12 protein-coding genes are annotated in these 21,980 nt (G+C 63.5%); 11 read left to right on the forward strand and 1 reads right to left on the reverse strand.

Annotated features, from left to right (window positions below; all coding sequences use genetic code 11):
* The first annotated feature begins 60 nt into the window (after nucleotides 1-60).
* The 7 genes from XI08_RS03180 (at nucleotide 61) to XI08_RS03210 (ending at nucleotide 15,890) form a co-directional block, all read left to right on the forward strand.
* A complete protein-coding gene (locus XI08_RS03180; protein ID WP_271573330.1) occupies nucleotides 61-1,014 on the forward strand; it encodes a 2-hydroxyacid dehydrogenase in 954 nt (317 codons plus the stop codon).
* Between the two features lie 580 nt (nucleotides 1,015-1,594).
* The gene (gene rplJ, locus XI08_RS03185) at nucleotides 1,595-2,113 is read left to right on the forward strand and encodes a 50S ribosomal protein L10 (RefSeq protein WP_092192758.1); all 519 of its coding nucleotides are present in this window, start codon (nucleotides 1,595-1,597) and stop codon (nucleotides 2,111-2,113) included.
* A gap of 54 nt (nucleotides 2,114-2,167) precedes the next feature.
* Nucleotides 2,168-2,545, forward strand: a complete 378-nt coding sequence (gene rplL, locus XI08_RS03190; protein ID WP_027549190.1) for a 50S ribosomal protein L7/L12 — start codon at nucleotides 2,168-2,170, stop codon at nucleotides 2,543-2,545.
* 485 nt (nucleotides 2,546-3,030) lie between these two features.
* The gene (gene rpoB / locus XI08_RS03195; protein ID WP_011088159.1) at nucleotides 3,031-7,149 is read left to right on the forward strand and encodes a DNA-directed RNA polymerase subunit beta; all 4,119 of its coding nucleotides are present in this window, start codon (nucleotides 3,031-3,033) and stop codon (nucleotides 7,147-7,149) included.
* A 129-nt stretch (nucleotides 7,150-7,278) separates the two neighbouring features.
* Nucleotides 7,279-11,475 (forward strand): DNA-directed RNA polymerase subunit beta', encoded by a 4,197-nt coding sequence (gene rpoC, locus XI08_RS03200; RefSeq protein ID WP_271573331.1) that lies wholly within the window; start codon nucleotides 7,279-7,281, stop codon nucleotides 11,473-11,475.
* 192 nt (nucleotides 11,476-11,667) lie between these two features.
* On the forward strand, nucleotides 11,668-13,728 hold the full coding sequence (locus XI08_RS03205; RefSeq protein WP_271573332.1) for an FAD-dependent oxidoreductase: 2,061 nt from the start codon (nucleotides 11,668-11,670) through the stop codon (nucleotides 13,726-13,728).
* Between the two features lie 134 nt (nucleotides 13,729-13,862).
* Nucleotides 13,863-15,890 (forward strand): ABC transporter ATP-binding protein, encoded by a 2,028-nt coding sequence (locus XI08_RS03210; RefSeq protein WP_271573333.1) that lies wholly within the window; start codon nucleotides 13,863-13,865, stop codon nucleotides 15,888-15,890.
* Here the strand turns inward: XI08_RS03210 and XI08_RS03215 are convergent.
* Complete coding sequence (locus XI08_RS03215) at nucleotides 15,809-17,056, reverse strand: FAD-dependent oxidoreductase (RefSeq protein ID WP_271573334.1); 1,248 nt, start codon at nucleotides 17,054-17,056, stop codon at nucleotides 15,809-15,811. The two genes, XI08_RS03210 and XI08_RS03215, sit on opposite strands and share 82 nt — an antisense overlap.
* 671 nt (nucleotides 17,057-17,727) lie before the next feature.
* Here XI08_RS03215 and rpsL point away from each other — a divergent pair.
* The 4 genes from rpsL to tuf are packed head-to-tail and all read left to right on the forward strand — an operon-like array spanning nucleotide 17,728 to nucleotide 21,922.
* Nucleotides 17,728-18,099, forward strand: coding sequence for a 30S ribosomal protein S12 (gene rpsL, locus XI08_RS03220; protein ID WP_007603006.1), 372 nt, complete (start codon nucleotides 17,728-17,730; stop codon nucleotides 18,097-18,099).
* A 15-nt stretch (nucleotides 18,100-18,114) separates the two neighbouring features.
* Nucleotides 18,115-18,585, forward strand: a complete 471-nt coding sequence (gene rpsG / locus XI08_RS03225) for a 30S ribosomal protein S7 (protein ID WP_271573335.1) — start codon at nucleotides 18,115-18,117, stop codon at nucleotides 18,583-18,585.
* A gap of 33 nt (nucleotides 18,586-18,618) precedes the next feature.
* A complete protein-coding gene (gene fusA, locus XI08_RS03230; RefSeq protein WP_135178089.1) occupies nucleotides 18,619-20,691 on the forward strand; it encodes an elongation factor G in 2,073 nt (690 codons plus the stop codon).
* 40 nt (nucleotides 20,692-20,731) lie between these two features.
* On the forward strand, nucleotides 20,732-21,922 hold the full coding sequence (gene tuf / locus XI08_RS03235) for an elongation factor Tu (protein WP_011088152.1): 1,191 nt from the start codon (nucleotides 20,732-20,734) through the stop codon (nucleotides 21,920-21,922).
* Nucleotides 21,923-21,980 lie beyond the last annotated feature (58 nt).

The raw sequence follows: 21,980 nt of genomic DNA on the forward strand, positions 1-21,980 counted from the left end.
AATTGGGCAACCGATTCCGCCCCTCTTCGTTTGTGGCGGCGTTCACCGGAAACAAGAACAATGGCTGACAAGGTCCTGATCTACTCGCGCTTCCCCAAGACGATGATGGCGCGCTTCGCCGAGCGGTTCGAGCTGCTCGACACCGGTGGCAAGCCCGCGCGGGAGGTGTTTTCGGCGGACGAGCTCGGCGGCATTCGCGCGATGCTCACTGCGGGTGGCACCCCGCTCGGGGCCGAAGCAATGGACCTGTTTCCGAAACTCGGCGCCATCGTCTGCTACGGCACCGGCTATGACGGCATAGACCTGAAAGCGGCCGCCGTGCGCAACATCGCGGTCGGCCACAGCCCGGGCGCCAATGCGGCCTCGGTTGCCGACATCGCGATGACCCTGATGCTGGCGACGACGCGGCGGATCGTGGTCGCCGACCAGTATGTCCGCAGTGGCGATTGGGCCGCGTCAAAGCCCTCGCCGATGATGCGCCCGCAGGCCGGCATGCCCGGCCGCCGGATCGGCGTCTACGGCATGGGCGAGATCGGCCGCAAGATCGCCGCACGCTGCGCCGCCTTCGAGAGCGAAATCGGCTATTTCAGCCGCACCAGATACGTTCTGCCCTATCAGTATTTCCCGACGCTGGAGGCGCTCGCCGACTGGTGCAGCGTGCTGATGATCGCGGTCCGGGCAGGGGACGAGACCCAGCACGTCGTTAATGCCGATATCCTGGGGCGCCTCGGCGCGGACGGCTATGTCGTCAACATTTCCCGCGGCTCGGTGATCGACCAGCGGGCGCTTGTGGCGGCCCTGACCGACAAGACCATCGCCGGCGCCGGCCTCGACGTCTTCGAGAAGGAACCGCACGCCCCCGACGCCCTGACCGCGCTGCCCAACGTGGTGTTCGCCCCGCATCTCGGCGGCCACACCCTGGAATCGCACGTCGCCATGCAGAATTGCGTGCTGGCGAACCTCGGCGCGTTTTTCGAGGGCAAGCGGCTGCCTTATGGGGTCAAATCGGCCTGAATCGGTCCTTGTCAGCCCGGGTCAAGCGCCTGCGGCAACGGATTGGAACTGGTGTGAATTTTGCTCTTGGCAAGCAGGCCCGGAGCGGTTAAAGAACCGCCTCCGGACGTGCCGGCCTAGGCTGGCGCGTTCGTGCACGCATTCCGAAAACCCGACACGACAGGAGATCATTCCTTTTCAGGACGTCCGCGAGGATTTGCCGGAAAAGGAAGGAAAACCGTCGGTTGGTGGAATGCGGGCAGAGGTCAGGCGGTTCGCCGGCTGACCTTGTCCTGTCCAAGACTGCAGGCGCCCGCGGGAAATTTCGATTTCTCAACGGCTTAATCGCATTGCCTGCATAGACGGGTGAAGACCGGATTTCACTTCGCACCCAGCTTTAAGGGCTGGCTTGCGGAACGGGTCTGGTTCGGACCTCGACACGCCGTGGGCTCTAACGGGCTCCCGGAGGGCAGGCTTTGAATTGTCGTCTTGCCCGGCGTGTCCGAAGGGTTTGCCCCCTGAGGTTCAGGTTTGGGCGGGACGATGGGTGCAACCCGGCGGTCCCGCTTTCGCGATGACCGCCAACCGGAAAGAGCTTGCTGTGGAACGAGCGGCAAAAAAAGAAGCGGTCGAACAGCTCAATGGGGTCTTCAAGACCACGAGCGTCGCGGTCGTTGCTCAATATTCCGGCCTCACCGTCGCCCAGATGCAGAAGCTGCGCCAGCAGATGAAGCAGGCGGGTGCCTCGGTGAAGGTCTCGAAGAACCGTCTCGCCAAAATTGCTCTTGAAGGCACTGACGTCGTTGCCATCGGCCCCATGCTGAAGGGACCGACCGTGATCGCCACTTCGAACGATCCGGTAGCGGCGCCAAAGGTCGCCATCGAATTCGCCAAGGCGAACGAAAAGTTCGTCATCGTCGGCGGCTCGATGGGGAAGACCGTCCTGAATGTCGACGGCGTGAAGGCGCTTGCCTCGCTGCCGTCGCTTGATGAACTGCGCGGCAAGATCGTCGGCCTGCTTGTGGCCCCGGCGACCAAGCTCGCTCAGCTCGCCAACGCGCCCGCGGGCAAGCTCGCGCGTGTCATCCAGGCTCATGCCTCAAAGGGCGAAGCGGCCTGACGCCCTTCGCAAAACTCAAACCCGAACCAGACTTACACGTAAGGAAACTGAACAATGGCTGACTTGCAGAAGATCGTTGACGACCTCTCGAGCCTCACCGTGCTCGAAGCTGCCGAACTCGCGAAGCTCCTCGAAGAGAAGTGGGGCGTTTCGGCTGCCGCGGCTGTCGCCGTGGCCGGCCCGGCTGGTGGTGGCGCTGCCGCCGCTCCGGCGGAAGAGAAGACCGAGTTCACGGTCGTTCTCGCCAGCGCCGGCGACAAGAAGATCGAGGTCATCAAGGAAGTCCGCGCCATCACCGGTCTCGGCCTGAAGGAAGCAAAGGACCTCGTCGAGGGTGCTCCGAAGCCGGTCAAGGAAGGCGTGAACAAGGAAGAAGCCGACAAGATCAAGGCCCAGCTCGAGAAGGCTGGCGCGAAGGTCGAGCTCAAGTAAGCGCAAGCTTGCTGGCACGAGATCCCGGGCGAGCGTCGAGCGAGGCCCGGGATCTTGGTCCACCCTTGCGAGGGCGGGCCGGATGCAAAAGGCGTGCGACGGAACGTCCCGACGCAGGCCGAACACGAAAAAGTGTGGGGATTGGAGGGTTTACCCCTCGAATCTGCACTATTGTCGCCCCATATCGGGTCGACAGCACGAAAGCGCGGTGGGCAGGGATTCCGGATTTCCCTGTAAGCCGTTGGGAGAGCAGGCTATTTCGGGCTTTTGCAGTCCGTGAAGACAATCGTTGAGACGGGCGGGCGTGCCTATGCGCCCCGCGCGTCGTTTTGCGTTTTGAAGGTCTGAAGAACAGATTCAGGACATGACGGCCTGAATCTGGATTTTCGGTCTCCAAAACGGGTTCGAAAAATTCAACCCGGGGAGCGGCGGCAGCTGCGTCCTGGACGGCGCGCCCAGAGCGGGCGACGAAATGAGAGGCCACGATGGCGCAGCAGACATTCACCGGTCGCAAACGCGTTCGCAAGTTCTTCGGACACATCAAGGAAGTCGCCGAGATGCCGAACCTCATCGAGGTTCAGAAGGCGTCCTATGATCAGTTCCTGATGGTCGACGAACCCCAGGGCGGCCGTCTCGACGAGGGTCTGCAGGCGGTGTTCCGCTCGGTGTTCCCGATCTCCGACTTCTCGGGCACCTCGATGCTGGAATTCGTCCGCTACGAGTTCGAGCAGCCGAAATATGACGTCGACGAGTGCCGCCAGCGCGGCATGACCTTCGCGGCCCCCCTCAAGGTGACGCTGCGCCTCATCGTGTTCGATATCGACGAGGAAACCGGCGCCAAGTCGGTGAAGGACATCAAGGAGCAGGACGTCTACATGGGCGACATCCCGCTCATGACGATGAACGGCACCTTCATCGTCAACGGCACCGAACGCGTCATCGTCTCGCAGATGCACCGTTCGCCCGGCGTGTTCTTCGACCACGACAAGGGCAAGACCCATTCCTCGGGCAAGCTGCTGTTCGCCGCCCGCGTGATCCCGTATCGCGGCTCCTGGCTCGACATCGAGTTCGACGCCAAGGACATCGTCTATGCGCGTATCGACCGTCGCCGCAAGATTCCGGTGACGTCGCTGATGTTCGCGCTCGGCCTTGATGGCGAGGCGATCCTGTCCACGTTCTACAAGAAGATCCTGTACAAGCGGACCAAGGAAGGCTGGCGCGTTCCGTTCGACGCCAACCGTTTCCGCGGCTACTCGACCATCAACGACCTGATCGACGCCGACACCGGCAAGGTCGTGCTCGAGGCCGGCAAGAAGCTCACCGTCCGTGCCGCCCGCCAGCTCCAGGAGAAGGGGCTGAAGGCGCTGCGTCTGTCGGATGAGGAGCTCGTCGGCAACTACCTCGCCGAGGATCTCGTCAATCCCAAGACCGGCGAGATCCACGCCGAGGCCGGCGAGGAGATCACCGACAAGAACATGAAGGCCCTCAACGAGCAGGGCTACAAGGAACTGCCGCTGCTCGACATCGACCACGTCAATGTCGGCGCCTACATCCGCAACACGCTCTCGGCCGACAAGAACATGACGCGTGAGGACGCGCTGTTCGACATCTACCGCGTGATGCGCCCGGGCGAGCCGCCGACGCTGGATTCGGCGCAGGCCATGTTCCAGTCGCTGTTCTTCGACGCCGAGCGCTACGACCTCTCCGCGGTCGGCCGCGTCAAGATGAACATGCGCCTCGACCTCGATGCGCCCGACACCCAGCGCACGCTGCGCAAGGAAGACATCCTCTCCGTCATCAAGACGCTGGTGGACCTTCGCGACGGCAAGGGCGAGATCGACGACATCGACCATCTCGGCAACCGCCGTGTGCGTTCGGTCGGCGAGCTCATGGAGAACCAGTACCGCATCGGCCTGCTGCGCATGGAGCGCGCGATCAAGGAGCGCATGTCCTCGGTCGACATCGACACGGTCATGCCGCAGGACCTGATCAACGCGAAGCCCGCGGCTGCCGCGGTGCGCGAGTTCTTCGGCTCCTCGCAGCTCTCGCAGTTCATGGACCAGACCAACCCGCTGTCGGAGATCACCCACAAGCGCCGCCTGTCGGCGCTCGGACCGGGCGGTCTGACCCGCGAGCGCGCCGGCTTCGAGGTGCGCGACGTGCATCCGACGCATTACGGCCGCATCTGCCCGATCGAGACGCCGGAAGGTCCGAACATCGGCCTGATCAACTCGCTCGCGACCTTCGCGCGCGTCAACAAGTACGGCTTCGTCGAGACGCCGTACCGCAAGGTCAAGGACGGCCGCGTCACCGACGAGGTCGTGTACCTCTCGGCGATGGAGGAGGGCCGCTACACGGTCGCGCAGGCCAACGTGCCGCTCGACCCGAAGGGCCGCTTCACCGAAGACCTCGTGGTCTGCCGTCACGCCGGCGAAGTCTTGCCGGTGACGCCGGACAAGGTCGACTACATGGACGTGTCGCCGAAGCAGCTCGTTTCGGTCGCCGCGGCGCTGATCCCGTTCCTCGAGAACGACGACGCCAACCGCGCGCTGATGGGCTCGAACATGCAGCGCCAGGCGGTGCCGCTGGTTCGCGCCGAGGCGCCGTTCGTCGGCACCGGCATGGAAGGCGTCGTTGCCCGTGACTCGGGCGCCGCGATCGCGGCGCGCCGCTCGGGCGTGATCGACCAGATCGACGCTACCCGCGTCGTGATCCGCGCCACCGAAGATCTCGATCCGACCAAGTCGGGCGTCGATATCTACCGGCTGATGAAGTACCAGCGCTCCAACCAGTCGACCTGCATCAACCAGCGTCCGCTGGTGAAGGTCGGCGACATCGTCAAGAAGGGCGACATCATCGCCGACGGTCCGTCGACCGATCTCGGCGAGCTCGCGCTCGGCCGCAACGTGCTGGTCGCGTTCATGCCGTGGAACGGCTACAACTTCGAAGACTCGATCCTGCTCTCCGAGCGGATCGTGAAGGAAGACGTCTTCACCTCGATCCACATCGAGGAATTCGAGGTGATGGCCCGCGACACCAAGCTCGGGCCTGAGGAAATCACCCGCGACATTCCGAACGTCTCGGAAGAAGCGCTCAAGAACCTCGACGAAGCCGGTATCGTCTACATCGGCGCGGAAGTGCGCGCCGGCGACATCCTGGTCGGCAAGATCACGCCGAAGGGCGAAAGCCCGATGACGCCGGAAGAAAAGCTCCTGCGCGCCATCTTCGGTGAGAAGGCCTCCGACGTTCGCGACACCTCGCTGCGCGTTCCTCCGGGCGTGCAGGGCACGATCGTGGAAGTGCGCGTGTTCAACCGTCACGGCGTCGACAAGGACGAGCGTGCGCTGGCGATCGAGCGGGAAGAGATCGAGCGTCTGGCCAAGGACCGCGACGACGAGCAGGCGATCCTGGACCGCAACGTCTACAACCGTCTTGCCGAGCTCCTCGAGGGGCGGCAGGGCATTGCGGGTCCGAAGGGCTTCAAGAAGGACACCAAGATCACCCGTGCGGTGCTCGAGGAGTACCCGAAGTCGCAGTGGTGGCTGTTCGCGTCGCCGAACGACAAGCTGATGGCCGAGATCGAGGCCATGCGGAAGCAGTACGACGAGTCGAAGAAGGGGCTCGAGCAGCGCTTCCTCGACAAGGTCGAGAAGCTTCAGCGCGGCGACGAATTGCCGCCCGGCGTGATGAAGATGGTCAAGGTCTTCGTCGCGGTGAAGCGCAAGATCCAGCCCGGCGACAAGATGGCCGGCCGCCACGGCAACAAGGGCGTGGTGTCGAAGATCGTGCCGATCGAGGACATGCCGTTCCTCGAAGACGGCACGCATGCCGACATCGTGCTCAATCCGCTCGGCGTGCCCTCGCGCATGAACGTCGGACAGATCCTCGAGACCCATCTCGGCTGGGCTTGCGCCGGCCTCGGCAAGCGTATCGGCCAGACCGTCGATGCCTACCTGTCGAAGCAGGACATCAAGCCGCTGAAGGAAACCTTGAAGAAGGTCTACGGCGAGGACGAGACGATCAAGTCGCTCAACGACAACGAACTGATCGAGCTCGGCCATAATCTGAGCCGCGGCGTGCCGATCGCGACGCCGGTGTTCGACGGCGCCAAGGAAGCCGACATCGAGGAGATGCTGAAGCTTGCCGGTCTCGACGCTTCGGGTCAGTCGACCGTCTATGACGGCCGCACCGGCGATCCGTTCGATCGCAAGGTGACGGTGGGCTACATCTACATGCTCAAGCTGCACCATCTCGTCGACGACAAGATCCATGCGCGTTCGATCGGTCCGTACTCGCTCGTCACCCAGCAGCCGCTGGGCGGTAAGGCGCAGTTCGGCGGCCAGCGCTTCGGCGAAATGGAGGTGTGGGCGCTCGAGGCTTACGGCGCGGCGTACACGCTCCAGGAGATGCTGACGGTGAAGTCGGACGACGTCGCCGGCCGCACCAAGGTGTACGAGGCGATCGTGCGCGGCGACGACACGTTCGAGGCCGGTATTCCGGAATCGTTCAACGTGCTGGTCAAGGAAATGCGCTCGCTCGGCCTCAACGTCGACCTGCACAACTCCAAGATGGGACCGGCGCCGACGTCGGAAGCGGCCGAGTAATTCGACCATTCATGCCCGGCCGTCTCGGCCGGGCATTGGCGCCCCTCCTGAGGCCTTGAGGGCAGGGCGCCCCGCTCGAGTGATTTTCGAATTTGCCGCCGGAGGCGACCGGCGCGCGAGGAGAAGACGATGAACCAAGAAATTATGAATCTCTTCAATCCGACGACTCCGGCTCAGGTCTTCGACCAGATCCGGATCTCGATCGCGTCTCCAGAGAAGATTCTGTCCTGGTCCTACGGCGAGATCAAGAAGCCGGAGACCATCAACTACCGTACCTTCAAGCCCGAGCGCGACGGCCTGTTCTGCGCCCGCATCTTCGGGCCGATCAAGGACTACGAGTGCTTGTGCGGCAAGTACAAGCGCATGAAGTACAAGGGCATCATCTGCGAGAAGTGCTCGGTCGAGGTCACGCTGTCGCGCGTCCGGCGCGAGCGCATGGGCCATATCGAGCTCGCAGCCCCGGTCGCCCACATCTGGTTCCTGAAGTCGCTGCCCTCGCGCATCGGCCTCCTGCTCGACATGACGCTGAAGGATCTCGAGCGGATCCTCTACTTCGAATACTACGTCGTGCTGGAGCCGGGCCTCACCGCGCTGAAGGACCGTCAGCTCTTGTCGGAAGACGAGTATCTGAAGGCGCAGGACGAGTACGGCCAGGATTCCTTCACCGCCATGATCGGCGCGGAAGCGATCCGCGAGCTGCTCAAGGGCATGGACCTCGAGAAGCTCGAGGCCTCCTTGCGCGTCGAGATGCAGGAGACCGACTCCGACATCAAGCACAAGAAGCTCGCCAAGCGCCTGAAGATCGTCGAAGCGTTCCGCCACTCCGGCAACAAGCCGGAATGGATGATCATGACCGTGGTCCCGGTGATCCCGCCGGACCTGCGTCCGCTGGTGCCGCTGGACGGCGGCCGCTTCGCGACCTCGGACCTCAACGACCTCTACCGCCGCGTCATCAACCGCAACAACCGCTTGAAGCGGCTGATGGAGCTGCGCGCGCCCGACATCATCATCCGCAACGAGAAGCGCATGCTTCAGGAAGCGGTCGATGCCCTGTTCGACAACGGTCGCCGCGGCCGCGTCATCACGGGTGCCAACAAGCGCCCGCTGAAGTCGCTCGCCGACATGCTCAAGGGCAAGCAGGGCCGCTTCCGCCAGAACCTGCTCGGCAAGCGCGTCGACTATTCGGGCCGTTCGGTGATCGTGGTCGGTCCCGAGCTGCGCCTGCATCAGTGCGGCCTGCCGAAGAAGATGGCGCTCGAGCTGTTCAAGCCGTTCATCTATTCGCGGCTTGACGCCAAGGGCCTGTCCACCACCGTGAAGCAGGCCAAGAAGCTGGTCGAGAAGGAGCGGCCCGAGGTCTGGGACATCCTGGACGAGGTGATCCGCGAGCATCCGGTGCTGCTCAACCGCGCGCCGACGCTGCATCGTCTCGGCATCCAGGCGTTCGAGCCCGTGCTGATCGAGGGCAAGGCGATCCAGCTGCATCCGCTGGTCTGCGCCGCGTTCAACGCCGACTTCGACGGCGACCAGATGGCCGTGCACGTTCCGCTGTCGCTCGAAGCGCAGCTGGAAGCGCGCGTCCTGATGATGTCGACCAACAACATCCTGCATCCGGCGAACGGCCAGCCGATCATCGTGCCGTCGCAGGACATCGTGCTCGGTCTCTACTACGTCTCGATCATGCGCGAAGGCCTGCCCGGCGAGGGCAAGATCTTCGGCGACATGGCCGAGCTCGAGCACGCGCTGCACGCGAAGGTCATCCATCTCCACACCAAGATCAAGTATCGGTGGCAGGGCATGGACGAGACCGGCAAGGTCTCGACGCGCTGGATCGAGACCACTGCGGGCCGCGTCATGCTCGGCAATCTGCTGCCGAAGAACCCGCGGATTTCGTACGAGATCATCAACAAGCTGATGACCAAGCGCGAGATCTCGGGCGTCATCGACCAGGTCTACCGTCACTGCGGCCAGAAGGAGACGGTGATCTTCTGCGACCGCATCATGGCGCTCGGCTTCTACAACGCGTTCAAGGCCGGCATCTCGTTCGGCAAGGACGACATGGTCGTGCCGCACGGCAAGTGGAAGATCGTCGACACCACCCGTACGCTGGCGAAGGACTTCGAGCAGCAGTACAACGACGGCCTGATCACCCATGGCGAGAAGTACAACAAGGTCGTCGACGCCTGGTCGAAGGCCACGGAAGAAATCGCCAAGGCGATGATGAAGGAGATCTCCGCCACCAAGAAGACGGCGAGCGGAGCCGATGCCGACATCAACTCGATCTACATGATGGCTCACTCCGGCGCCCGCGGTTCGCCGGCCCAGATGCGCCAGCTCGCCGGCATGCGCGGCCTGATGGCCAAGCCGTCGGGCGAGATCATCGAGACGCCGATCATCTCGAACTTCAAGGAAGGCCTCTCGGTGCTCGAGTACTTCAACTCGACCCACGGCGCCCGCAAGGGCCTCGCGGACACCGCGTTGAAGACCGCGAACTCGGGCTACCTGACCCGTCGTCTCGTCGACGTCGCGCAGGACTGCATCATCACGCAGGACGATTGCGGCACCAAGCTCGGCATCAAGATGCGCGCCATCGTCGATGCCGGCACCGTGGTCGCTTCGCTCGGCTCGCGCATCCTCGGACGCACGGCCTGCGAAGACGTGCGTGACAGCTCGGGCAAGGTGATCATCAAGCGCGGTACGCTGATGGAAGAGAGCCACCTCGATGCCATCCAGCAGGGTGGCGTCCAGGAGGTGAAGATCCGCTCGGCGCTGACCTGCGAGCTCGTCAACGGCATCTGCGGCAAGTGCTACGGCCGCGACCTCGCCCGCGGCACGCCGGTCAACCACGGCGAAGCGGTCGGCGTCATCGCGGCGCAGTCGATCGGCGAGCCCGGCACCCAGCTGACCATGCGCACCTTCCACATCGGTGGTGCGGCGCAGCTCAACGAGCAGTCGTTCGTCGAATCCAACTTCGACGGCAAGATCGTGATCCGGAACAAGGCCATCGCCCGCAACAGCGAAGGTCACCTGGTCGCGATGGTCCGCAACATGGTGGTGGCGATCGTCGATGCCGACGGCACCGAGCGTGCGACGCACCGTATCCAGTACGGCTCGCGCCTGCACGTCGACGAGGGCGACACCGTCAAGCGCGGCCAGCGCATCGTCGAGTGGGATCCCTACACCCGTCCGCTGCTCACCGAAGTCGAAGGTACCATCGGCTTCGAGGATCTGGTCGAGGGGCAGTCGATCTCGGAAACGCTCGACGAGGCCACCGGTATCGCCAAGCGCGTGGTCATCGACTGGCGCTCGACCCGCGGCGGCTCGGACCTGCGTCCGGCCATCGTGGTCAAGGGCAAGGACGGCAAGGTGCTCAAGCTCGCCCGTGGCGGCGATGCCCGCTACATGCTGTCGGTCGACGCCATTCTCTCGGTCGACGTCGGAGCCAAGGTCAATCCGGGCGACATCCTCGCCCGTGTCTCGACCGAAAGCGCCAAGACGCGTGACATCACCGGCGGTCTGCCGCGGGTGGCGGAACTGTTCGAGGCACGGCGTCCGAAGGATGCGGCGATCATCGCCGAAATCGCGGGCACCATCCGGTTCGGGCGCGACTACAAGAACAAGCGTCGCATCTCGATCGAGCCGATGGACAAGACCGACGAGCCGCGCGAGTACCTGATCCCGAAGGGCAAGCACATCCACCTTCAGGACGGCGACGTCGTCGAAAAGGGCGACTTCATCGTGGAAGGCAACCCGGCGCCGCACGACATCCTGGCGGTCAAGGGCATCGAGGAACTCGCGGCCTATCTGGTCAACGAGATCCAGGAGGTCTACCGGCTCCAGGGCGTGCTCATCAACGACAAGCACATCGAGGTGATTGTCCGTCAGATGCTCCAGAAGGTGGAAGTCACCGACCAGGGCGACACGGACATGATCTCCGGCGAGCAGGTCGACAAGATCGAGTTCGACGCGCTCAACGAGAAGGCCAAGGAAGAGGGCAAGAAGATCGCCACGGGTACGCCGGTTCTGCTCGGCATCACCAAGGCGAGCCTCCAGACCCGCTCCTTCTTCTCGGCGGCCTCGTTCCAGGAGACCACCCGCGTCCTCACCGAAGCGGCGGTCAACGGCAAGGTCGATCCGCTCGAAGGCCTCAAGGAGAACGTCATCGTCGGCCGGCTGATCCCGGCGGGCACCGGCGCCTCCATGGCCAAGATCCGCGAAGTCGCGATGAAGCGCGACAAGCTGATCCTGGACGAGCGCGAGAAGCAGGCGGCCGTCGTGTCGCCCGCACCGGAAGCGGAGCTTCCTGCGCTGCCGCCCGCGGAATGATGGTTCATCCGTAGGAATACCGAGGACAATGAAAAGGCCGGCGCAAGCCGGCCTTTTTGCTGCTTTCTTTGCTTGCTGCGATGCAGGATCAACCTTTGTTCATCTTTCCTTCAGGCGTAAAAGCGCTTCTGCTAGGGGAGTTTAGACCGGTGGTCCCGTGACGGGGGCAGGGCCGGAGACCACGGAACTCATATGCTTGATCTCGCAATCGTAGGCGGCGGCCCCGGCGGGCTGATGAGCGCCTGGTATCTGAAGCGTAAGCTCGGCGACCTCTGCCGCGTCACCATCTACGAGGCATCCGACCGGCTCGGCGGCAAGATCGTCACCCGCAAATTCGATTCCGCGCCCGCGATGTACGAGGCCGGCGTTGCCGAGATCTACGACTACTCGATGACTGGCCCGGATCCGCTGCGCGAGCTGATCCAGCATTTCGGGCTTCAGACCATTCCGATGGATGCCGAGCAGGTGCAGTTCGGCGGCGAGCTGCTGAACGACGTGCCGGGCATGCGCCGCAAATATGGCGCCAAGACCGCGGCCGCGATCGAGGCGTTCCGCCAGCGCTGCGCCGAGGCGATGTCGCCGATCGAATATTACGAGGGCGTCGGCGCGCACGACAACGAGAATCCCTGGGCCTACAAGACCGCCGAGCAGGTGCTCGACGAGGAGGTCGAGGACGAGACCGCAAAGCGCTTCTTCAAGGTGATGGCGCGCTCCGACATCGCGACCGAGAGCCACAACACCAACGGCCTCAACGCGCTCAAGAACTACCTGATGGACGTCGACGGCTATATCGGCCTCTATTCGATCCAGAACGGCAATGAGCAGCTGATCGAGTGCCTCCAGTCGGAGGTCAACGCCGACATCCAGCTCAATCACCGCGTGCTTACCGTCGGCAAGGCGCCGACCGGCCGCTACCAGCTCAAGATGATGAACGGCAAGGGGCCGGAGACGCGCGACTTCGACCTCGTGCTGGTCTGCCTGCCGCATTCCTGGCTCGGCACCGTCGGCTGGGAAGGCGAGCAGCTCCGCAAGTCGATGGTCAAGCACGTCTCGTACTTCGACCGCCCCGCGCATTACCTGCGCGTCTCGATCCTGTTCGACTCTCCATTCTGGGGCGACAAGATTGCCGGCGCCTGGTTCATGTCGGAAGCCTTCGGCGGCTGCTGCGTCTACAACGAGGGCGCGCGCCACGACGTCGGCAAGCACGGCGTGTTGAACTGGCTCATTCCCGGCTCCGACGCGCTGGCCTTCGCCAATCTCTCGGACCAGGAGCTGATCGACGCCGCGCTGAAGTCGCTGCCGGCTTCCCTCGGCGATGCGCGTGCGCATTTCATGGAAGGCAAGATTCACCGCTGGCTGTCGTCGGTGAACGCGATTCCCGGCGGACTGCCCGTGCGCGACGTCATGACCAATCACCGGCCCGAGCCGAAGCAGCATCCCGGCATCGTCGTGGTCGGCGACTATCTGTTCGACTCGACGCTGAACGGCTTGCTGGACTCCTCGGATGCGGCGACCGACATCATCCTGACCGAGATGATGCGCCTGCGCCGCGAGCGCGCCCAGGACGACAAGCCGCTCTCCGACAAGATCGATCGCGACTATTTCGAGAATTATCGCGGCCTCGGCCCCTATAGCGAGGCGTGGCGCCATTTCACCGATCCCGATTACCTCGCCAGGCTGATCAGCATCGTCTGGGGCAAGGCCAAGGGCGCCAAGCTGTTGGTCGCGGGCTCGGCCAGCGGCGAATTGGTCGGCGCGCTGCGCGAGCGCGGCATCGATGCCTACGGCATCGAGAACAACCGCGCCATCCACGCCAAAACGCCGAAGGCGTTGAAGAAGTACAACAAGCTCGGCTCGATCACCGACATGCCGTTCAAGGACGGCGCCTTCGACTTCGTGTTCGAGACCAGCCTCTGCCACATTTCCCCGAAGCAGGTGGTCCGCGCGATTCGCGAGCTCAACCGCGTGGTCAAGACCGGCGTCGTGTTCGGCTCGATCACCTCGGACATGGCCTCGGCCGTGATCGACCGCTACGACCTCCTGCGCGGGGTCAAGAAGCTCGGCACCTGGTGGGAATGGTCCGAACTGTTCTTCGGCAACGGCTTCGACCTGTCGATGCACCGCAAGGACTGCGCCGATGCGCTCTGGGAGGCGACGCTCGCCGCCAACAAGGGGCCGGGCCAGTGGTACGCCGACGCCGACAGTCTGCGCTATTCCTTCTTCGACAAGGTCGAAGACGGGGACGACGACTAGCCGCAAGGATCGGAGCGGATTCGCCAATTGCTTTGCCGAATTCATCCTGATCGCATAGAATCAGTGCAGTAGCGGTTTCCGCTATTTCCTGCTTTCTCTGCGGTCCATGCCGGCCGTCAGCATTCGTTGGTTTCATGGCGTCCAAGCCTCCTTCTCCAGACAAACAGAAGCTCGCCGTGGAAGAGGCGGCCGAGCTCGACAAGCTTGCCCCCACCGCCAAGCCGGACCTCGAAGACGACGAGGACGACGAAGGCGAGGAGGACGACGAGCTGGAACTCGATGACGACGATGAGGACGAGGACCTCGTCGTCTTTACCGCGCGCGAGGCCGCCGGCGCGCTCGCGACCATCGTGGGTTTCGTCAAGCCCTATCTGACCAACTACAAGCGGATGCTGTCGTTCGTGGCATTCGGCGTCGTCGTCGAGACGCTGTTCAACGTCATCATGCCGCTCAGCCTGAAGTTCCTGATCGACGACGCGCTCGGCGAAGAGGATTTCCAGGCGCTGTACAAGATCCTCGGCGTGCTCGCGGCCGCCGGCATCTTCACCTCGATCGTGGCGGTCTGGTACGAGCGCTGGGACGCGCGGCTCGCGGCCTGCATCATCTCCGACGTCCGCAAGCACCTGTTCGAGCACGTCCAGGACCTGCCGGCGGCCTATTTCGGCCGCACCAAGCGCGGCGAGATCCTGTCGCGTTTTTCCGTCGACCTCGCCGCCTTCGAAGGCTCGGTCAAGACCTTCGCCAACAGCGCGGCGCTGCCGTTCCTGGAATTGATCGCGGGCATCATCCTGATGGTGTTCCTGAACTGGCAGCTCGCGGTGGTTGCGCTGCTGGTGTTTCCGATCACGCTGATCGGTCCGCGCATGCTCACCCCGAAGGCGGTGCAGGCCAATTACGAGCAGAAGCTCAATGAATCCGCGCTGCTCGGCATGGTGCAGGAGAACGTGGCGGCACAGGCCGTCATCAAGGCGTTCAGCCTGCAACGCCGGATGTTCGGCTTCTTCAGCTTCCGCAACGACGAGACCCGCAACAGGATCGCCTCAGCCGCGTTCCTGTCGACCATGGTGGAGCGGACGGTCACCATCTCGGTGCTGCTCCTGCACCTCGTGGTGCTCGCGATCGGTGCGTATCTGGCGACCAAGGGCCAGATCACCATCGGCACCTTCGTCACCTTCGAGAGCGCGTTCTGGGAGGTCTCCTACAACATCGCCCATGTGATGCATTTCATCCCGGTGTCGATCTCCTCGGCCGCCGCGATCCGGCACATCCAGGAGCTGCTCGACGAGCCGACGCGCGGGGCCGATCGTGCCGGCGCGCCCGATCTGCCGCGCATTACACACGACATCACCTTCGACCGCGTGACCTTCCAGTACGAAGGCAGCCAGACGCCGGTGCTGGACAATCTCAGCCTCAAGCTCAATGTCGGCAAGAGCATCGCCATTGTCGGCCCCTCAGGCTCCGGCAAGAGTACGCTGCTCAACCTGATCCTGCGGCTCTACGTGCCTGACGAGGGCCGCGTCACCATCGACGGTGTCGACGTCCGCAAGGTGACGCTGGATTCGCTGCGCCGGAGCATGGCGGTGGTGTTCCAGGAGAACATGCTGTTCAACATGTCGATCCGCGAGAACATCCGGCTCGGCAAGGAGGGCGCGACCGACGCGGAGGTGGAGGAGGCGGCCAAGAAGGCCGAGATCCATCGCTACATCATGAGCCTGCCGCAGCGCTACGACACGCCGGTGGGCGAGCGCGGCGATACACTGTCGGGCGGCCAGCGCCAGCGCATCGCGATCGCGCGCGCGATCATCCGCAACCCGTCCGTGCTGCTGCTGGACGAAGCCACCTCGGCGTTGGACCAGACCACGGAGGCTGCGATCAACCGCACGCTGCTCAAGGTCGCCAAGGGCCGCACCATGATCTGGTCGACCCACCGCCTGACCTCGGTGGTCGAGATGGACGAGATCATCGTGATTTCAGGGGGCAGGGCGATCGAGCGCGGGTCGCATGCCGAGCTGCTCGCCAGGAACGGCACCTATCGCAAGCTGTGGAACGACCAGATCCACCAGCCGCATGGCGCGGTGGCTCAGGCCGATGACGACAGCGACGGTGACGACGAGGATGAAGACGACCTCGAGGATGATGATGAGGACGACGAGGAGGAGTGACCGAGGACGTTCGGCTCCAGATCGAAGGCGCCTCCGAGCGGCCGCAGCAGGCCTTGAGCCGACCAGGCGATGAAGCGCGCCCAGCGCTGCGCGGTCCAGTAAGGGCTCGTCGCGGTCGAGACTGAGCGGAAGTCGAACGCCTTCGCTGCGGCCCACGCATCGCAGGCTTGCTTGACCGGATCGGCGTAGAAACCGGCGATCTTGGCCGCATTCATCCCGTCGGAGGAAAGCCAGTGCGGGATGTAGACGTTGCAGAGCCGCTCGACGTCGGTGAAGACCTTGTCGCAGCCGGTGCCGGCGACGGGACAGGAGGTCGAGAAGGCATCTCCGACCAGCACGATTCCAGGCTGGCCGCGAGGGTCGTTCACGTAGAGATCGACCGGGCGGACCTTCAGCTCACCGGGGATGTCGAAGGCGCCGGTGATGCGCTTGAGCCGGGGCAGGGCGGCGTCCAGCGTTTCAGCGGGTGCACGGCGCAGCTCGCGCAGCCAGGGATCGTCGAAGCCGCGGTAGACGAACAGATTGGCGCGCATCCGCGTGCCGATCGGAAACAGCGTGATGTAGGGGATGCAATCGCTCGGTCGCTCCGAGAAATAGGTGAGTGCGGGGAAGTCGAACGAATTCCGTCCCGCCGGGACCACGTCGAACCCGATCGAGATCGAATGGCAGGCGCTGACGACCTTGCGGGCGATGCCGAGCTGGTGGCGCAGGCCGACGTTCCGGCCGTTGGCCAGCACGACCAGGCGGGCCGATATCGTCTCGTCGTTGGAGAGCGTGATCTTCTGCCGCTCCGGACTGGTCTCGACCGCCAAGGCCTTGGCGCAGATGCGCTCGACGCTGACAGGGATTTCGTCGCGGACGGCGTTGACCAGCGAATCGTAGAGGATGTTGAACTGCCGGCTCGGCGCCTTGTCGAGCAGGCGACCGAAGCGGGCGATCCAGTTCTCGCCGGCAAAGGTCGCGCGGCGCGGCACTGATTCTGCGATTCCGGTCTTCAGGAATCGCTCGACCTGGACGTGGCCGCTGAGTTTTTCGACTCGAAAGTCCGGCGGATAGCTCTCATGCGGATCGATCAGCACCGTCGAAATACCGGCGCGGCCGAGCATTGCGGCAGCGATCGAGCCGGAGAATCCCCCGCCGATAATGGCAATGTCGGTGTACCGCATGGGGGCCAATCTCCGCCGAAGGCGGCAGTTTGACGCATCAACAGGAAAAAAAGCCTTAGCTGGGGTTATAAAAGTATATATCACCCGGGTATAAATAGATCTAGGGCTAGCGGAATGGGCACGTCGTTCCCACATCGTGGAAGCGCGGCGAGGGCGGCCAACAGGCGAATTCCATAGGCGCGAGAAGCGCTTTCTGACTGTCGTTTCGCCTTGACTTGATCGATTCCCACTTATAGAAAGCGCCTCACTTAACGACAGGCGGTGAGCATCGCCAACGTCGGAACGGGCCACCCGTTGATCCCTCAGGGGTCGTTGAAGACGGGCACCAACCTCGACGAATGCCGCTCAAACGCTGTCGATCATAGCTAGGCAATGCCAGTGCGATTTTAGGTCTCTAGAGCTCGTTCTCTTGAGGTCGAATTCGGATGCATGACCTCGGTGCGCGGGCCGCAGCTTTATGCTGATTGGCCTGAAACTGCGGTCCTCTGTGGCGTCGTAACGCTTTCCGCTCGGTGATGGAGCGGTTGGCGCAATTTCGCTTTGTGCGGATTGTTCCGTGCGGGGCGACCTCGTCGGGCGGGTGGCCCGAACAGAATTGCGGTTCCGGCAACGGGCCGCGCCAAGACAGCGGACCCGGAAGGGACCGCGGCAGAACAAAGGGTAAGGCCAGGATGCCGACGATCAACCAGCTGATCGCTCAACCGCGTGAAGTGCAGAAGTCGCGCAAGAAGGTGCCGGCGCTGCAGCAGTCGCCGCAGAAGCGTGGTGTTTGCACCCGCGTCTACACCACGACCCCGAAGAAGCCGAACTCGGCGCTTCGTAAGGTTGCCAAGGTGCGCCTGACCAACGGCTTCGAGGTGATCGGCTACATCCCGGGTGAGGGCCATAACCTTCAGGAGCACTCGGTGGTCATGATCCGCGGCGGCCGCGTCAAGGACTTGCCCGGCGTGCGCTATCACATCCTCCGCGGCGTTCTGGATACCCAGGGCGTCAAGAACCGTAAGCAGCGTCGTTCGAAGTACGGCGCCAAGCGTCCGAAGTAAGCGGGAACCAGCTCAATGTCTCGTCGCCACTCAGCGGAAAAGCGTGAAGTTCTCCCGGATCCGAAGTTCGGGAACATCATCGTCACGAAGTTCATGAACTCGGTGATGTACGCCGGCAAGAAGTCGGTCGCCGAAGGCATCGTCTACGGTGCGTTTGGCATCATCGAAACCAAGACCAAGCAGAACCCGCTCGGCGTGTTCGAGCAGGCGCTCGAGAACGTCATGCCGACGATCGAGGTTCGTTCCCGCCGCGTCGGCGGCGCGACCTACCAGGTTCCGGTCGAAGTTCGCTCCACCCGCCGGCAGGCGCTGGGCATCCGCTGGCTGATCTCGGCCGCGCGCGAGCGCAACGAGAAGACGATGACCGAGCGGCTCTCGGCTGAGCTTCTGGACGCATCGAACAACCGTGGGAACGCCGTCAAGAAGCGTGAAGACGTGCACCGGATGGCGGAAGCCAACCGCGCCTTCTCGCGCTATCGCTGGTAACGGCGAAACAAACGGACTCGCAAGGAACACCCCATGCCCCGCCAACATGCCATCGAGGACTACCGTAACTTCGGTATCATGGCGCATATCGACGCCGGCAAGACGACGACGACCGAGCGCATCCTCTATTACACCGGCAAGAGCCACAAGATCGGCGAAGTGCACGAAGGTGCCGCGACGATGGACTGGATGGAGCAGGAGCAGGAGCGTGGCATCACGATCACCTCGGCTGCGACCACCGCCTTCTGGGCCGGCAAGCGCCTGAACATCATCGACACCCCCGGCCACGTCGACTTCACCATCGAAGTCGAGCGTTCGCTGCGCGTGCTCGATGGCGCCGTCTGCGTGCTCGACTCGAACCAGGGCGTCGAGCCCCAGACCGAGACCGTCTGGCGCCAGGGCGACAAGTACAAGGTTCCGCGCATCGTCTTCGCCAACAAGATGGACAAGACCGGCGCCGATTTCTTCAAGTGCCTGTCCGACATCGTCGACCGCCTCGGCGCCAAGCCGATCGCGATCCAGCTTCCGATCGGTGCCGAGAACAACTTCAAGGGTCTCGTCGACCTCGTGAAGATGAAGGGCATCGTCTGGAACGATGAATCGCTCGGCGCGAAGTTCGACTATGTCGACATCCCGGAAGATCTCGTCGAGCAGGCCAAGGAATACCGCGAGAAGATGGTGGAAGCCGCCGTCGAGCTCGACGACGACGCATTGGCCGCCTTCCTCGACGGCAACGAGCCGGACGAAGCGACGCTGAAGCGGCTGATCCGCAAGGCGGTGCTGACCGGCGCGTTCTATCCCGTGCTGTGCGGCTCGGCCTTCAAGAACAAGGGCGTGCAGCCGCTGCTCGACGCCGTTGTCGACTACCTGCCGTCGCCGATCGACGTGCCCGCGATCAAGGGCACCGACGACCGCGGCAACGAGGTCGTGCGCAAGGCCGACGACAAGGAGCCGCTCGCGCTGCTGGCGTTCAAGATCATGGACGACCCGTTCGTCGGCACCATCACCTTCTGCCGCATCTATTCGGGCATCCTGCAGAGCGGCACCGGTGTCGTGAACTCGACGCGCGAGAAGAAGGAGCGCATCGGGCGCATGCTGCTGATGCATGCGAACAACCGCGAGGACATCAAGGAAGCCTATGCCGGCGACATCGTCGCGCTGGCCGGCCTGAAGGAAGCGCGCACCGGTGACACGCTGTGCGATCCCGACAAGCAGGTGATCCTGGAGAAGATGGAATTCCCCGAGCCGGTCATCGAGATCGCGATCGAGCCGAAGTCCAAGGCCGACCAGGAAAAGCTGGGCGTGGCGCTAGCCAAGCTCGCCGCGGAGGATCCGTCCTTCCGCGTGTCGACCGACCAGGAGTCCGGCCAAACCATCCTCAAGGGCATGGGCGAGCTCCATCTCGACATCAAGGTCGACATCCTCAAGCGCACCTACAAGGTCGACGCCAACATCGGCGCGCCGCAGGTTGCGTTCCGTGAGCGCGTCACCAAGAAGGCCGAGGTCAAGTACACCCACAAGAAGCAGACCGGCGGTACCGGTCAGTTCGCGGAAGTGTCGATCGTGGTCGAGCCGAACGAGCCCGGCAAGGGTTACGAGTTCGAGTCCAAGATCGTCGGCGGTGCGGTCCCGAAGGAATACATCCCCGGCGTCGAAAAGGGCCTCAACAGCGTGATGAGCTCTGGTGTCGTCGCGGGCTTCCCCGTGGTCGACGTCAAGGTTCAGCTCGTCGACGGCAAGTACCACGACGTCGACTCGTCGGCGCTGGCCTTCGAAATCGCATCGCGCGCGGCATTCCGCGAAGCGCTGCAGAAGGGCAAGTCCGTCCTGCTCGAGCCGATCATGAAGGTCGAAGTGGTGACCCCGGAAGACTACACCGGCTCGGTCATCGGCGACCTGAATTCCCGGCGCGGTCAGATCCAGGGTCAAGACATGCGCGGCAACGCCAACGTCATCAACGCGATGGTGCCGCTCATGAACATGTTCGGTTACGTGAATAACCTGCGCTCGATGAGCCAGGGTCGCGCAACCTTCACCATGCAGTTCGATCACTACGCAGAAGCGCCGGCCAACGTGTCGGCAGAAGTCCAAAAGAAGTTTGCCTGATTGTCGTCGGTCTCAAGCTGACGATTGAACGGAGAGTCAAATGGCCAAAGCAAAGTTTGAACGTAACAAGCCGCACTGCAACATCGGCACCATCGGTCACGTCGACCATGGCAAGACGTCGCTGACCGCGGCGATCACCAAGATCCTCGCCGAGACCGGCGGTGCGACGTTCACCGCGTACGACCAGATCGACAAAGCGCCGGAAGAGAAGGCGCGCGGCATCACGATCTCGACCGCGCACGTCGAGTACGAGACCAAGAACCGCCACTACGCCCACGTCGACTGCCCCGGCCACGCCGACTACGTGAAGAACATGATCACCGGCGCCGCCCAGATGGACGGTGCGATCCTGGTCGTGTCGGCCGCTGACGGCCCGATGCCGCAGACCCGCGAGCACATCCTGCTCGCCCGCCAGGTCGGCGTGCCCGCGCTCGTCGTGTTCCTCAACAAGTGCGACATGGTCGACGATCCGGAGCTGCTCGAGCTCGTCGAGCTCGAAGTCCGCGAGCTGCTCTCGAAGTACGAATTCCCGGGCGACAAGATCCCGATCATCAAGGGCTCGGCGCTCGCCGCTCTCGAAGATTCGGACAAGAAGCTCGGCCACGACGCCATCCTCGAGCTGATGCGCAACGTCGACGAGTACATCCCGCAGCCGGAGCGTCCGATCGACCAGCCGTTCCTGATGCCGGTTGAAGACGTGTTCTCAATCTCGGGCCGCGGCACCGTGGTGACCGGCCGTGTCGAGCGCGGCATCGTCAAGGTCGGCGAGGAAATCGAGATCGTCGGTCTGCGTGCGACCCAGAAGACCACCGTCACCGGCGTCGAAATGTTCCGCAAGCTGCTCGATCAGGGCCAGGCCGGCGACAACATCGGTGCGCTGCTCCGCGGCACCAAGCGCGAGGACGTCGAGCGCGGTCAGGTGCTGGCGAAGCCGGGTTCGGTCAAGCCGCACACCAAGTTCAAGGCTGAGGCCTACATCCTCACCAAGGAAGAGGGCGGCCGCCACACCCCGTTCTTCACCAACTACCGTCCGCAGTTCTACTTCCGCACCACCGACGTGACCGGTGTCGTGCATCTGCCGGAAGGCACCGAGATGGTGATGCCGGGCGACAACATCGCGATGGAAGTGCACCTGATCGTGCCGATCGCGATGGAAGAGAAGCTCCGCTTCGCGATCCGCGAAGGCGGCCGTACCGTCGGCGCCGGCGTCGTCGCCTCGATCATCGAGTAATTACGAGAATAGGGACCGGCGAGTAGCGAATGGTGACATTCGCTATTCGCTATTCGCC

The organism is Bradyrhizobium sp. CCBAU 11361, from assembly GCF_028128935.1.
GTDB lineage: Bacteria > Pseudomonadota > Alphaproteobacteria > Rhizobiales > Xanthobacteraceae > Bradyrhizobium > Bradyrhizobium niftali.

Bases quoted from the DNA above. Each gene is read 5' to 3' on its own strand.
- XI08_RS03180 (WP_271573330.1), top strand. From the start codon at position 61: ATGGCTGACAAGGTCCTGATCTACTCGCGCTTCCCCAAGACGATGATG.
- rplL (WP_027549190.1), top strand. From the start codon at position 2,168: ATGGCTGACTTGCAGAAGATCGTTGACGACCTCTCGAGCCTCACCGTG.
- rpoB (WP_011088159.1), top strand. From the start codon at position 3,031: ATGGCGCAGCAGACATTCACCGGTCGCAAACGCGTTCGCAAGTTCTTC.
- rpoC (WP_271573331.1), top strand. From the start codon at position 7,279: ATGAACCAAGAAATTATGAATCTCTTCAATCCGACGACTCCGGCTCAG.
- XI08_RS03205 (WP_271573332.1), top strand. From the start codon at position 11,668: ATGCTTGATCTCGCAATCGTAGGCGGCGGCCCCGGCGGGCTGATGAGC.
- XI08_RS03210 (WP_271573333.1), top strand. From the start codon at position 13,863: ATGGCGTCCAAGCCTCCTTCTCCAGACAAACAGAAGCTCGCCGTGGAA.
- XI08_RS03215 (WP_271573334.1), bottom strand. From the start codon at position 17,056: ATGCGGTACACCGACATTGCCATTATCGGCGGGGGATTCTCCGGCTCG.
- rpsL (WP_007603006.1), top strand. From the start codon at position 17,728: ATGCCGACGATCAACCAGCTGATCGCTCAACCGCGTGAAGTGCAGAAG.
- rpsG (WP_271573335.1), top strand. From the start codon at position 18,115: ATGTCTCGTCGCCACTCAGCGGAAAAGCGTGAAGTTCTCCCGGATCCG.
- fusA (WP_135178089.1), top strand. From the start codon at position 18,619: ATGCCCCGCCAACATGCCATCGAGGACTACCGTAACTTCGGTATCATG.
- tuf (WP_011088152.1), top strand. From the start codon at position 20,732: ATGGCCAAAGCAAAGTTTGAACGTAACAAGCCGCACTGCAACATCGGC.